This window comes from Pseudomonas sp. Pseusp97 (genome assembly GCF_047304025.1).
In the GTDB taxonomy this organism is placed as follows: domain Bacteria; phylum Pseudomonadota; class Gammaproteobacteria; order Pseudomonadales; family Pseudomonadaceae; genus Pseudomonas.
This window is the reverse complement of the sequence record NZ_JBGLYK010000156.1, coordinates 1-13922: the sequence shown is the minus strand read 5'-3', so window position 1 is coordinate 13922 and position 13922 is coordinate 1. Positions and strand designations below refer to the sequence as shown.

11 protein-coding genes are annotated in these 13922 nt (G+C 67.3%); 4 read left to right on the top strand and 7 right to left on the bottom strand.

Annotated features, from left to right (window positions below; translation table 11 throughout):
• Positions 1–145 precede the first annotated feature (145 nt).
• The 6 genes from mazG to ACCC94_RS21335 all read right to left on the bottom strand — a co-directional run bounded on the left by mazG (position 146) and on the right by ACCC94_RS21335 (position 7763).
• The gene (gene mazG, locus ACCC94_RS21360) at positions 146–979 is read right to left on the bottom strand and encodes a nucleoside triphosphate pyrophosphohydrolase (protein WP_413351533.1); all 834 of its coding nucleotides are present in this window, start codon (positions 977–979) and stop codon (positions 146–148) included.
• Positions 972–3233: a GTP diphosphokinase gene (gene relA, locus ACCC94_RS21355; RefSeq protein WP_413351532.1), complete on the bottom strand. Its 2262-nt coding sequence runs from the start codon at positions 3231–3233 to the stop codon at positions 972–974. The genes mazG and relA overlap by 8 nt, the downstream gene beginning before the upstream one ends.
• 89 nt (positions 3234–3322) lie before the next feature.
• Positions 3323–4693 carry a 23S rRNA (uracil(1939)-C(5))-methyltransferase RlmD gene (gene rlmD, locus ACCC94_RS21350; protein ID WP_413351531.1) on the bottom strand — a complete coding sequence of 457 codons (1371 nt, stop codon included), beginning with the start codon at positions 4691–4693 and terminating at the stop codon, positions 3323–3325.
• A gap of 1 nt (position 4694) precedes the next feature.
• On the bottom strand, positions 4695–5594 hold the full coding sequence (gene cysM / locus ACCC94_RS21345; RefSeq protein ID WP_413351530.1) for a cysteine synthase CysM: 900 nt from the start codon (positions 5592–5594) through the stop codon (positions 4695–4697).
• 112 nt (positions 5595–5706) lie between these two features.
• Entirely contained in the window at positions 5707–7053 is a 1347-nt protein-coding gene (locus ACCC94_RS21340; RefSeq protein WP_413351529.1) for a histidine kinase sensor domain-containing protein, read from the bottom strand.
• Positions 7053–7763, bottom strand: coding sequence for a response regulator transcription factor (locus ACCC94_RS21335; protein WP_413351528.1), 711 nt, complete (start codon positions 7761–7763; stop codon positions 7053–7055). Before ACCC94_RS21335 ends, ACCC94_RS21340 begins: the two co-directional genes overlap by 1 nt.
• 127 nt (positions 7764–7890) lie before the next feature.
• Here ACCC94_RS21335 and ACCC94_RS21330 point away from each other — a divergent pair, with 127 nt between their 5' ends.
• From ACCC94_RS21330 to ACCC94_RS21315, 4 genes are all read left to right on the top strand, one after another.
• Complete coding sequence (locus ACCC94_RS21330; protein WP_413351527.1) at positions 7891–10662, top strand: ATP-binding protein; 2772 nt, start codon at positions 7891–7893, stop codon at positions 10660–10662.
• A 16-nt stretch (positions 10663–10678) separates the two neighbouring features.
• Positions 10679–11668: a 2-hydroxyacid dehydrogenase gene (locus ACCC94_RS21325; protein WP_413351526.1), complete on the top strand. Its 990-nt coding sequence runs from the start codon at positions 10679–10681 to the stop codon at positions 11666–11668.
• A 62-nt stretch (positions 11669–11730) separates the two neighbouring features.
• Positions 11731–12171: a hypothetical protein gene (locus tag ACCC94_RS21320; protein ID WP_413351525.1), complete on the top strand. Its 441-nt coding sequence runs from the start codon at positions 11731–11733 to the stop codon at positions 12169–12171.
• Entirely contained in the window at positions 12168–12566 is a 399-nt protein-coding gene (locus ACCC94_RS21315; RefSeq protein ID WP_413351524.1) for an META domain-containing protein, read from the top strand. The genes ACCC94_RS21320 and ACCC94_RS21315 overlap by 4 nt, the downstream gene beginning before the upstream one ends.
• A gap of 14 nt (positions 12567–12580) precedes the next feature.
• Here ACCC94_RS21315 and dinB read toward each other — a convergent pair whose 3' ends face one another.
• Complete coding sequence (dinB, locus tag ACCC94_RS21310; protein ID WP_413351534.1) at positions 12581–13633, bottom strand: DNA polymerase IV; 1053 nt, start codon at positions 13631–13633, stop codon at positions 12581–12583.
• Positions 13634–13922: the final 289 nt, after the last annotated feature.

The window sequence follows — 13922 nt, the reverse complement described above, 5'->3', positions numbered from 1 at the left end:
TGTCGCGTTTTTTTGTCTACGCCTCTTCCACCTACCGGCGTGCCGGGGGGTGGAGGGGTGGGGTCTGTCTCTCTCCCACGCCCGCTCCTACGAAGAGCCAATAAAAAGCCCCGCGAATGCGGGGCTTTTTATTGGAGCGAAGAACTTATCCACAGCTGAGCGGGTTCTTTTCGTCGCGCTTGGCCGCACCCCACAGCTCGTCCATCTCTTCCAGGTTGCTGTCTTCCAGGGTCCGGCCCTGGTCGCGCAGGGCCGTCTCGATGTAGCGGAAGCGCCGTTCGAATTTGGCGTTGGCGGCGCGCAGGGCGGTTTCCGGGTCGACCTTGAGCTTGCGCGCCAGGTTGACCACCACGAACAGCAGGTCGCCCACCTCTTCCGCCTGGGCGTCGGTATCGCCGCCGGCCATGGCTTCAAGCACCTCGTCCAGTTCCTCGCGGACCTTGTCCACCACCGGCAGGGCGTCGGCCCAGTCGAAGCCGACCTGGGAAGCGCGCTTCTGCAGCTTGGCGGCGCGGCTCAGCGCAGGTAGCGCGTTGGGCACGTCGTCCAGCAGGGACAGTTGCACCGGCTCGGCGGCCTTGGCGGCGCGCTCCTCGGCCTTGAGCTCTTCCCAGCGCTGTTTGACCGCCGCTTCCGCCAGTTTCTCCGGGTCCGACTCGCCATACAGGTCGCCGTCGGGGAAGACATGCGGGTGGCGTCGGATCAGCTTGCGGGTGATGCCATCGACCACCGCATCGAACTCGAAGCGCCCCTCCTCCCGCGCCAGCTGGGCGTAATAGACGACCTGGAAGAGCAGGTCGCCCAGTTCCTCGCGCAGGTGATCGAAGTCGCCGCGCTCGATCGCATCGGCGACCTCGTAGGCTTCCTCGAGGGTGTACGGGACTATGGTCGCGTAGCTCTGCTTCAGGTCCCAGGGGCAGCCGTGCTGCGGGTCGCGCAGCCGGGCCATCAGGTAAAGCAGGTCTTCGAGCTTATGCATCCTTGGCACCCGCGCCGCGATCGCGACGTGCCTCGATGATGTTGGGCAGCTGCGAGATACGCGCCAGCAGGCGACCCAGCGAGTCGAGGCCGGGAATCTCGATGGTCAGGCGCATGATCGCGGTGTTGTCTTCCTTGTCCGAGCGGGTGTTCACCGCGAGCACGTTGATGCGCTCGTTGAGCAGCATCTGCGAGACGTCGCGCAGCAGGCCGGAACGATCATAGGCACGGATGACGATATCCACCGGATAGGTGCTGACCGGCACCGGGCCCCAGCTGACCTGGATGATCCGCTCGGGCTCGCGGCCAGCCAGCTGCAGCGCGGTGGCGCAGTCCTGGCGGTGGATGGTGACGCCGCGACCGAGGGTGATGTAGCCGACGATCGGGTCGCCCGGCAGCGGCTGGCAGCAGCCGGCCATCTGCGTGAGCAGGTTGCCGACGCCCTGGATCTGGATGTCGCCGCGCTTGCCGTGGCCGATCTTGCTCGGCTTGCGCGGGATGAGTTCGAGCTGCTCGGTGCCGCGCTCGGGTTCCACCAACTGCTGCGCGTAGTTGACCACATGGGCCAGCCGCAGGTCGCCGGCGCCCAGGGCGGCGAACAGGTCTTCGCCGGTCTTGTAGTTGGCCTTCTCGGCGAGCTTCTCGAAGTCCACCGGCGGCAGCGCCAGCCGGGCGAGTTCGCGTTCCAGCATGGCCTTGCCGGCGGCGACGTTCTGGTCGCGCGCCTGCAGCTTGAACCAGTGGACGATCTTCGCCCGCGCCCGCGAGGTGGTGACGTAGCCCAGGTTCTGGTTCAGCCAGTCACGGCTCGGCCCGCTCTGCTTGCCAGTGATGATCTCCACCTGCTCGCCGGTCTGCAGGCTGTAGTTCAGCGGCACGATGCGGCCGTTGATCTTGGCGCCTCGGCAGTTGTGGCCGACCTCGGTATGCACACGGTAGGCGAAGTCCAGCGGCGTGGAACCCTTGGGCAGGTCGATGGCGTGGCCGTCGGGGGTGAAGACGTAGACCCGGTCGGGCTCGATATCCACCCGCAGCTGCTCGGCCAGGCCGCCGATGTCGCCCAGTTCCTCGTGCCACTCGAGCACCTGGCGCAGCCAGGAAATCTTCTCTTCGTAGTGGTTGGAGCTGGCCTTGACGTCGGTGCCCTTGTAGCGCCAGTGCGCGCAGACGCCCAGCTCGGCTTCCTCGTGCATGGCGTGGGTGCGGATCTGCACTTCCAGCACCTTGCCCTCGGGACCGATCACCGCGGTGTGCAGCGAGCGGTAGCCGTTTTCCTTGGGGTTGGCGATGTAGTCGTCGAATTCCTTGGGGATGTGCCGCCACAGGGTGTGCACGATGCCCAGCGCGGTGTAGCAGTCGCGCATTTCCGGCACCAGCACGCGCACGGCGCGCACGTCGTAGATCTGGCTGAAGTCCAGGCCCTTGCGCTGCATCTTCCGCCAGATGGAATAGATGTGCTTGGCGCGCCCGGACAGGTCCGCCTTGATGCCGGTGGCGGCCAGGGCGTCCTTGAGCTGCTGCATCACGGTGGCGATGTACTGCTCGCGGTCCAGCCGGCGCTCGTGCAGCAGCTTGGCGATCTGCTTGTACTGGTCGGGTTCCAGGTAGCGGAAAGACAGGTCTTCCAGCTCCCACTTGATATGGCCGATGCCCAGGCGGTGGGCCAGCGGGGCGTAGATATCGAACACCTCGCGGGCGACGCGCATGCGCTTTTCTTCGTCGCCGTTCTTCACCGCGCGGATCGCGCAGGTGCGCTCGGCCAGCTTGATCAGCGCGACGCGCACGTCGTCAACCATGGCCACCAGCATCTTGCGCAGGTTCTCGATCTGCGCCTGGGTGCCGAGCACCAGGGACTGCCGCGGGTTGAGGCTGGTGCTGATCGCGGCCATGCGCAGCACGCCTTCGATCAGCTTGGCGACCACCGGGCCGAAGCGCTGTGCCACGTCCTCGAGCTTGACCTTGCCCTCGCGCACGCCACGGTAGATCACCGCGGCGACCAGGGACTCCTGGTCGAGCTTGAGGTCCGCCAGGATCTCGGCGATCTCCAGTCCCGTCTGGAAGCTGGAGGTGCCGTCCGCCCAGGAGTTGTCAGCCGTGCTGACAGCCCTGTCTTCCACCTCGCGAGCGAACTCGCAGGCTTCCAGCAGGACCTTGCGATCCAGGCCCGGGACCAGGGTCTGGACGTGGTCCAGCCAGGCCTCGAGATTGATGCTGCCGTCGGTGTTGACCGGCTGGTGCGCTCTCACCTGTACCATCGTGTCTACCCTTCCCCACGGTGCGCCACAACACACCGCTCACTGCGCCGGCCTTTCTTGCTTGAGCCGGTCGGATTGCGCAGGCCTTCCTAGCCTGCCTCGAACAAAGCCATGGCCTCGACATGGGCCGTCTGCGGGAACATGTCGAGGATGCCGGCGCGTTTGCAGCGATAGCCCTGTCGGGCCAGTTCGCCAGCGTCGCGCGCCAGGGTCGCCGGATTGCAGGACACATAGAGTATCCGCTGGGCGCCCAGTGAACGCATTTGCCGCGCCGGCTCGAAGGCTCCGTCACGCGGAGGGTCGAGCAGCACGGCGGTGAAATCCTCCGCCGCCCAGGGGGCGCCGGCAAGCGGTTTCGTCAGGTCCGCCTGATGGAACCGGGTATTGGTCAGGCCGTTGGCGACGGCGTTGGCGGCAGCGCGCTCGACCATGGTCTGCACGCCTTCTACGCCAACCACCTCGCGCACCTGGCGAGCCAGCGGCAGGGCAAAGTTGCCCAGGCCGCAGAACAGGTCCAGCACGCGCTCCTCGCTGCCCGGCTTCAGCCAGTCCAGCGCCTGGGCAACCATGGCCTCGTTCACCGGCTCGTTCACCTGAACGAAGTCGCCGGGGCGATAGGCCAGGGTCAGATTCCAGGCTTCGAGCCGGAAGCCGAGCCCGCGGTTCCCAGTGTTTTCTGCAGCCTCGGAGCTGAGCGTCGGTTCGCCGTCGCCTTGCAACCACAGCTGCACATCCCGTGCCGAACAGAATTCCAGCAGTCGCGCACGGTCGCTATCGGACAAAGGTTCGATATGCCGCAGCAGCAGTGCGCTGGAAGTACCGTGGAACAGCTCGACATGGCCCAGGGACTGCGGCTTGGCGAAGCTGCGCAGCAGCTCCGGCAACTCGCGAGCAAGGGCCTGCAACTCGGGCACCAGTACCAGGCAGTCGTCGAAGGCGACGATGGCCTGGCTGGCGGCGGCGCGGAAGCCCACTTCCAGGCGCTTGGCCTTCACGTCCCAGCGCACGGCGAGGCGGGCGCGGCGGCGGTAGCCGAATTCCGGTCCGACCAGCGGCGCGGCCCATTCTTCCGGGACCAGGCCGGCGAAGCGCTCCAGCTGCTCGGCCAGGGTGCGCTGCTTGAGCGCCAACTGGTCGGCGTGGGACAGGTGCTGCAGGCTGCAGCCGCCGCAGGTGCCCGCTACCGGGCAAGGCTCGGCGCGGCGATTGGCGGCGGCGGTGAGGATACGTTCGCTGCGGGCGTCGACGACCTGCGCGCGAGCGGACAGCACGCGGGCTTCCACCGATTCGCCCGGCAGCGCGTTGTCGACGAACCAGGTGCGCCCGTCGAGGTGGGCGATGCCGCGGCCGTCGTGGGCCAGGCGCTCGATGTTCAGGCGCTGCTTCTTGCCCACCGGTACCGCTGGGCTGCGCGTTCCGCCGCTGGGCTGGAAGCGCAGGCCGGATCTCTGCTTGGCCATGTCAGTTGGAGTCGAACACGCCCGAGGACAGGTAACGGTCGCCACGGTCGCAGATGATCGCCACCAGGGTCGCGTTTTCCAGCTCGCGCGACAGGCGCAGCATGGCCGCCACCGCACCACCGGAGGACACGCCGCAGAAGATGCCCTCTTCGCGGGCCAGGCGGCGCATGACGTCCTCGGCTTCGCCCTGCTGCATGTCGACGACGCGGTCGACGCGGGTGGCATCGAAAATCTTCGGCAGGTACTCCTGCGGCCAGCGGCGGATGCCGGGGATGGCCGAGCCTTCCATCGGCTGCAGGCCGACGATCTGCACGTTGGGGTTCTGCTCCTTGAGGTAGCGCGACACGCCCATGATGGTGCCGGTGGTGCCCATGGAGCTGACGAAATGGGTGATCTCGCCGCCGGTCTGCTGCCAGATTTCCGGGCCGGTGGAGTGATAGTGGGCGATCGGATTGTCGCCGTTGGCGAACTGGTCGAGCACCTTGCCCTGGCCTTCGCGCGCCATCTGGTCGGCGAGGTCACGGGCGCCTTCCATGCCCTGCTCCTTGGTCACCAGGATCAGCTCGGCGCCGTAGGCGGTCATGGCGGCCTTGCGTTCGGCGGTGGAGTTGTCGGGCATGATCAGGATCATGCGGTAGCCCTTGATCGCCGCCGCCATCGCCAGGGCGATGCCGGTGTTGCCGGAAGTGGCTTCGATCAGCGTGTCGCCGGGCTTGATATCGCCGCGCAGTTCGGCACGGGTGATCATCGACAGCGCCGGGCGATCCTTCACCGAACCCGCGGGGTTGTTGCCCTCGAGTTTCACCAGCAGGGTGTTGGAGGTTTCCCCGGCCAGGCGCTGCAGGCGCACCAGCGGGGTGTTGCCGACGCAATCGGCGATAGTCGGGTACTGCACGGTCATGGAGGCACTCGGTTCCGGATCGCGAGAGGGGATGACTCCCTATGATACCGGCAAACGACGCCTCGCCATACGAAACTTCCTAACAAGCCGTGTTCGGCGGCCAGCAGCCGCGTCAGGCCGCCGCCGCATCGGGCAGCCGCAGGTGCACGCGCAGGCCCGCTCCGGCGCAGTCCGCCCACAGCTCGCCGCCCTGCATGCGCAGCGAGCTGCGGGCGATGCTCAGGCCCAGGCCGAAGCCCTCGCCGGTGCGCGCATCGGAAAGCCGGGTGAAGGGCAGGAAGATGCGCTCCAGGTCACTTTGCGCCACGCCGGGGCCGTCGTCCTCCAGCCACAGGTGCCAGCCGCCGGATTCGCGCCGGCCGCTCAGGCGGATGCGGCCATGTTCCGGCGAATGGCGGATGGCGTTGCGCAGCAGATTTTCCAGCGCCTGCGCCAGGCCGTTGAGATGACCGCGCAGGCGGCAGTCCGCCGGCACCTGATAAAGGAAGCGCTCGGTGCCCCAGCCCGCCTCGAAGCGCGCGTCGTCCACCAGCAGGTCCCACAGCGAGCGCAGGTCGATTTCTTCCAGCTCCACGCGCGGCCGCTCGGTGTCCAGCCAGGCCAGTTCAAGCGTGTCGGCGACCAGGCGCTGCATCACTTCCACCTCGCGCTCCACGCGCTGGCGCAGCGCGGCTTCGCTGATGGAGCTCTCACCGGCCACCCGCAGGCGGCTCAGCGGCGTACGCAATTCATGGGACAGGTCGCGCAGCAGCTGGCGTTGCAGGCCGACATGGCCGCGCAGACGCTCGGCCATATGGTCCAGTGCGCGACCCAGCTCGCCGAGTTCGTCGCGGCGGGCGCTCAGTTCAGGGCCGGCGACCGAACCGAGGTTGTCCGCCTGCAGGGCATTGGCGTGCTCGCGCAGGCGCTTGAGCGGGCGCACCAGGCGGCGGTAGATCAGCCCGCAGAGCAGCAGCGCCAGGATCGCCGGCACCAGCGCATGGCTGATGGACTGGCGCAGGAAGCTCAGCCCGCCGGGCAGGAAGCGCTGCGGCAGCTGCACCACCAGCCGGCCGGCGCCCGGCTCGTCCGGGAAGGGAATGCCAATGTACGGCAGGGTCGCCGAGCGCGAGCTCACCGGCCAGTCCGGCCCGCGCTGGAAGGTCAGGTGTGCCACATCCTCGCTGGGTAGCGGCCGCGTGCCCAGCGACTGCAAGCGCGCATCCAGTACCACCATCCACACCGGCTCGCGCTGCTTCATCTGCGCCAGCCAGGCGTCGACGCCCGCCGCCCCGTCCTTGCGCCAGGCCTGCTGGGCCTCGTCGGCATAACCGGCGAGCACCTGCCGCGCCGCCTCGGACAGATAGTAGCTGTCGCGCTCCATCTGCTTGCCCCAGTTCCAGGACAGCCAGATCACCGCCAGGCACAGCGCCACGAGGGCAACGGCGAGCTTCCAGAACAGCGAGTGGCGGCCGGGCATCAGTCCTCGGCCTCGGCGAAGACGTAGCCCTTGCCCCAGACGGTGTGCAACTGGTGGCGGAGGTAGCCGATGGCCTGCAGTTTTCGGCGCAGGTGGCTGACATGCATGTCCAGGCTGCGGTCGTGCGCGGTGAAGGCGCGGTGCAGCACGTGCTGATAAAGGAAGGGTTTGCTCAGGGTCTCGCCCTGGCTGCCGAGGAAGGTTTCCAGCAGGCGGTACTCGGTGCCGGTCAGGCCGGCCCACTGGCCATCGAGGGCGACGTCATCCTTCAGCGGGCCCATCTGCAGCCCGGTCGGGGCGCTGCTCAGGGGCTGACTGCCGCGCTCCAGCGCCACGCGGCGCAGCACTGCATCCACGCGCACGCTCAGTTCGGCAAGGCTGAAGGGTTTGGGCAGGTAGTCGTCGGCGCCCTGGGAAAAGCCGGCGATGCGGTCCTGTTCGGCGCCCAGGGCGGACATCAGGATCACCGGCACCGCGCGCTCGCGGCGCAGGGTGCGGAGGATGTCCAGGCCGCCGGTGCCGGGCAGCATGATGTCCATCAGCACCAGGTCGTAATCGCCGCCGCGCGCCTCGGCCAGGCCTTCGTCGCCATCCTGGCACCAGGTGACCTCGAAACCGCGCTCGCTCAGGTGGGAAGACAGGTGGGCGCCCAGGGTCGGGTCGTCCTCGATGGTCAGCAGGCGCAGGCCGGAGGAAGCGATGACATTCATATTAAATAAGAGTGATTAGCAATTGCGCGAAGTATTCACGATTCCGCGCAGTCTCGGCAAGGCAAAGGGCTTCCGACGAAGATCCGAACCGCTACACTGCCGGGGATAAACGCATCGGAGGAAACGCGTGTTCAAGGATCTCGGCATCAAGGGACGGGTACTGCTGCTCACCCTGCTGCCCACCAGCCTGCTGGCGCTGGTGCTGGGCGGCTATTTCACCTGGGTGCAGCTGTCGGACATGCACGCCCAGTTGATCGAGCGCGGCCAATTGATCGCCGAGCAACTGGCGCCACTGTCCGCCCCGGCCATGGCCAATCACAACAACGAGCTGCTCGAGCGCATCGCCAACGAAGCGCTGGACCAGCCCGACGTGCGCGCCGTGACCTTCCTCAATCCGGACCGGGAAAAACTGGTCCACGCCGGCCCCAGCATCCTCACTCCCATGCCGTCGGGCGACGGCTCGCACCTGAGCATGGCGAGCAGCCTGGATACCACTCACTTCCTCCTGCCGGTGCTGGGCAAGCACCGCAGCCTGTCCGGCGACCCGGACGAAGATGCCGAGAAGCTGCTGGGCTGGGTCGAACTGGAGCTGTCGCACCACGGCACCCTGCTGCGCGGCTACCGCAGCCTGTTTACCAGCCTGCTGCTGATCGGCGCGGGCCTGGCCGTCACCGCCCTCCTCGCCCTGCGCATGAGCCGCGCGATCAACGCGCCCCTGGGGCAGATCGCCCAGGGCGTCGCCCAGCTCAAGGAAGGTCGCCTGGAAACCCGCCTGCCGGCCCTGGGCAGTCACGAGCTGGACGAACTGGCCGGCGGCATCAACCGCATGGCCGAGGCGCTGCAGAGCGCCCAGGAAGAGATGCAGCACAACATCGACCAGGCCACCGAGGACGTGCGGCAGAACCTGGAGACCATCGAGATCCAGAACATCGAGCTGGACCTCGCGCGCAAGGAGGCCCTGGAGGCGAGCCGGATCAAGTCCGAGTTCCTCGCCAACATGAGCCACGAAATCCGCACCCCGCTCAACGGCATCCTCGGCTTCACCAACCTGTTGCAGAAGAGCGAGATGACCAGCCGCCAGCAGGATTACCTCTCGACTATCCACAAATCCGCCGAAAGCCTGCTGGGGATCATCAACGAGATCCTCGACTTTTCGAAGATCGAGGCCGGCAAACTGGTGCTGGAGAACATCCCGTTCAACCTGCGCGAACTGATCCAGGACACCCTGACCATCCTCGCCCCCGCCGCCCACGAGAAGCACCTGGAGCTGGTCAGCCTGATCTACCGCGACACTCCGCTGCAGCTGGTGGGCGACCCGCAGCGCCTGAAGCAGGTGCTGACCAACCTGGTGAGCAATGCCATCAAGTTCACCCACGACGGCAGCATCGCCGTGCGCGCCATGCTCGAGGACGAGAGCGACGACCGCGCGCAGCTGCGCATCAGCGTGCAGGACACCGGTGTGGGCCTGACCGACGCCGACCTGCGCGCGCTGTTCCAGGCCTTCAGCCAGGCCGACAACTCGCTGTCGCGCCAGGCCGGCGGCACCGGCCTGGGGCTGGTCATTTCCAAGCGCCTGATCGAGCAGATGGGCGGCGAGATCGGCGTGGAAAGCAGTGCCGGCGATGGCTCGGAATTCTGGATCAGCCTCAACCTGCCCAAGGCGCGCGACGACGGCGACGACCTGCCCCACGCCCTGGCCGGCGGCCTGCGCGTGGCGCTGTACGAACCGCACGAGCTGACGCGCACCGCCCTGCACCACCAGCTGGAGGACTGCGGCCTGGAAGTGACCGAGTTCCCTGACCTCGCGACGCTGCAGAAGACCCTGCTGGACGGGCCGGCGGACAAGGCGCCGATCACCCTGGCGCTGCTCGGCGTGACCGCCGCCGAGCACCCGCCGGAGGCGCTGCGCCAGTCCATCCGCGAGCTCGAACAGCACGGCTGCAAGAGCCTGGTGCTCTGCCCCACCATCGAACAGGCGCATTACAACGACGTGCTGCCCGATGCCCAGGTACAGAGCAAACCGGCCTGCACGCGCAAACTGCAGCAGGCGATGAACGAACTCCTGCACCTGCGTCCGAGCCGTCGGGAGAAGAGCGTCAACGGCGGACTAGAGCGCACGCCGCGCCTGCTCTGCGTCGACGACAACCCGGCCAACCTGCTGCTGGTGAAGACCCTGCTGACCGACCTGGGCGCCGAGGTCGTCGCCGTCGACAGCGGGCTTGCCGCCGTCGAGGCCGTGCAGCGCGAGCGTTTCGATCTGGTTTTCATGGACGTGCAGATGCCGGTCATGGATGGGCGCCAGGCCACCGAGGCGATCCGCCACTGGGAGAGCGACCGCGAGGTCAACCCCGTGCCGATCATCGCCCTCACCGCCCACGCGCTGGCCAATGAGAAGCGCGCCCTGCAGCAGGGCGGCATGGACGACTACCTGACCAAGCCGATCGACGAGCGGCAACTGGTCCAGGTCATTCTCAAGTGGACTGGCCTCGCGCTGGGCGAACCGCGCGACGAGCGGCCGCGCCACGCCGAATCCGGCCTGGAAGGCCTCAGCGTGCTGGACCCGGAAGAGGGCCTGCGCCTGGCCGCCGGCAAGCCGGAGCTGGCCGCCGACATGCTCGGCATGCTGCTCGCCTCGCTCTCGGCCGACCGCCAGGTGATCCGCCAGGCGCGCGAGCGCAACGACCGCAACACCCTGCTCGAACGCATCCACCGTCTGCACGGCGCCACCCGCTACTGCGGCGTACCGATGCTGCGCGCGGCCTGCCAGCGCGCCGAGACGCTGCTCAAGCAGAACGAACCGGACGCACCTGCCGCACTGGACGAGCTGGACAAGGCCATGGCCGAGCTGGCACAGGCGACCGAGGGCCGCCTCGAAGTCGAAACCGGCCAGACGCACTGAAGACGGAAATCAACCGATGCGCATCATCCTGTTCAGCAACCAGACCTATGACCGCGACAGCTTCCTCGCCGCCAACCACGGCCACGGTTTCGAGCTGCACTTCCAGCAGGCGCAGTTGCGCGAGGACACCGTCGCCCTGGCCATGGGCTTCGAGGTCGTCTGCCCCTTCGTCAACGATGACCTGTCGCGTCCGGTCCTGGAACACCTGGCCGCCGGCGGCACGAAACTGATCGCCCTGCGCTCGGCCGGCTACAACCACGTCGACCTGGCCGCCGCCCAAGCGCTGGGGCTGGCCGTGGTGCGCGTACCGGCCTATTCGCCCCACGCCGTGGCCGAACATGGCGTAGGACTGGTCCTGGCACTCTGTCGACATCTGCACCGCGCCTACAACCGCACCCGCGAAGGTGACTTCTCCCTGCACGGCCTGACCGGCTTCGACCTGCACGGGCGCACTGTCGGGGTGATCGGCAGCGGGCAGATCGGCGAAGTCTTCGCCCGCATCATGAGCGGCTTCGGCTGCCACATCCTGGCCTACGATCCCTATCCCAACGACGCTATCGAGACCCTGGGCGGGCGCTTCGTCGAACTGGACGAGCTGCTCGCGCAGTCGGACATCATCAGCCTGCACTGCCCGCTCAACGAGGCGACCCGCCACCTGATCAATGCCCGGAGCCTGCAGCGCATGAAGCGCGGCGCCATGCTGATCAACACCGGCCGCGGCGCGCTGGTGGATACCCCGGCACTGATCGAGGCGCTGAAAAGCGGCCAGCTCGGCTACCTCGGCCTGGACGTCTATGAAGAGGAGGCCGAGATATTCTTCGCCGACCGCTCCGACCAGCCACTGCAGGACGACGTGCTGGCGCGCCTGCTGACCTTCCCCAACGTGATCATCACCGCGCACCAGGCCTTCCTCACCCGCGAGGCGCTGGCCGGAATCGCCCAGACCACCCTGGCCAACATCGCCGCCTGGCGGGCCGGCGCACCGGTCAATCTGGTGAAAAACTGAGCAGAAGGCGCTCGCATCCGCAGGCCACGCGCCCTAGAATGCCGCGCTTTCCCGGAGGACCCATGGCCCAGCACGATTTCCGCTACACCCTGCTCAACCCGCAATTCACCCTCAACGAGTGCCGCGCACTGACTCCGGGCCGCTACCAGGTCACCGGCATCGGTGGCTCGATCAAGACCGGCGATACCCTGCTGGTCAGCCTCAAGGGCAGCAAGAGCCTGAGCATGACCCTGGAAGTGGAAAAGGTCCGCCACCTGATCAACCCGCCGGGACAGTGGATGGCCGTGGCCAGGGGCCCGGTGTTCCGCGAACTGGGTATCCATGAGTGGAAGGTCAACTGCGACGGCTGCGGGGCTACACTGGACTTCGAATTCGCCGTCGATGCCACCCTCGGCAAGGCTGCCCAGCAGCCCGCCGCCGAGCAGCGCATCGCCGAACTCGGATGGGCCAAGGTCGGCAGCCGCCACCTCTGCCCGGAATGCCAGAGCAAGGAGACTGCATGAAAGCCCTGATCGCCAGCGCCTGCACCGCGCTGGCCCTGGCCGGCTGCGCCAGCAAGCCGGTCCCCGAAACCGAGCAGACCTACCGTGTGGAGTGGGTCGGCGAGCGCCCGCTGATCGACTACACGCACATCAGCCTGACCCTGGACGGCAACGGCCGAGCTTACGGCAGCGCCGGCTGCAACCACTGGTTCGCCAGCTACAAGCTCGAAGGTGAGCAGCTGACCTTCGGTCAGCCCGGCGCCACCCGCAAGCTCTGCGCCGACCTGGTGATGGAGCAGGAGCAGCAGTTCCTCAGGATGCTCGGCGAAGTGCAGCGCTGGGATATCACCGAGGAAGGCGAGCTGCGCCTGTGGCCCGCCAGCGGCCGCGCCATGCGCCTGTGGCCCGAAGGCTGACCTGCTGACAACCGCTAGAAGAGTGTGAGCTGCTCGTGGGCCCCGCGCAGATCGACCAGGCGCACGCCCACGCCGATCAGCCGCACAGCCTTGTTGCCGCGCTGGAAGGCCTGCCCCAGCAATAGCCGGTAGCTTTCCAGGTCCCGCGCCGCGCCCGCCTGTTCCAGGGTGGTCTGGGTGAAGTCGTGGAACTTCAGCTTGATGAACGGCTTGCCCGGCCGGTAGCTGGCATCCAGGCGTGTCATGCGCCGCTCCAGCTCGCTCAGCAGCGACGGCAACTCGTCCTGGCAGGCGGCGAGGTCCGGCAGGTCCTGGTCGAAGGTGTTTTCCACGCTGATCGACTGGCGCCGGCTGTCCACCTGCACCGGACGCTCGTCGATGCCCCGCGACAAGCCCCAGAGCCGCTCGCCGAAACTGCCGAACTCCTTGGCCAGCTGGATGCGCGACCAGTCGCGCAGGTCCGCGCAGGTGCGGATCCCCAGCCGCGCCAGCTTCTCGGCGGTGACCTTGCCCACGCCATGCAGCTTCTTCACCGGCAATTCGGCGACGAAGCCGTCCACCTCGTCCGGCGTGACCACGAACAGGCCGTTGGGCTTGCGCCAGTCGCTGGCGATCTTGGCAATGAACTTGTTCGGCGCGACCCCGGCGGACACCGTGATGTGCAGGGTTTCCCAGACGCGCTGGCGAATTTCCCGGGCGATGCGCGTCGCACTGCCGCCGCAGCGCTCGCTGCCGGTGACGTCGAGGTAGGCCTCGTCCAGCGACAGCGGTTCGATCTGGTCGGTGTAGTCGCGGAAGATCGCGTGGATGTCCCGCGAAGCCTCGCGATAGACGTCCATGCGCGGGCGCACGATGGTGAGGTCGGGGCAAAGCTTTACCGCTGTGCGCATCGCCATGGCCGAGTGCAGGCCGTAGGCGCGCGCCTCGTAGTTGCAGGTCGCGACCACGCCACGCTTGTCCGGCGAACCACCCACGGCCAGCGGCTTGCCCGCCAGGCTGGGGTCGTCGCGCATCTCGATGGCGGCGTAGAAGCAGTCGCAATCGATGTGGATGATCTTTCTCTGCAACGTCACGAAGAAGGCGCCTGCATCACCATCGGAAGCCGCGCGGATCGGCGGCGGAAAACCCGCTCATGGTAATGCAAAACACCGTCGATCCGCTTATCCACAGGCGGTCGGGGCCCCTTCTTCCGACAGCCGCCGCGCGGCCGCTCAGCTGAGCTAAATATCTGATAGAAAATAAATTTTTCCCGATTTTAATTGACACCAGGGGCCAGCTGCGTAGAATGGCCGCCGCGGGATGGAGCAGTCTGGTAGCTCGTCGGGCTCATAACCCGAAGGTCGTAGGTTCAAATCC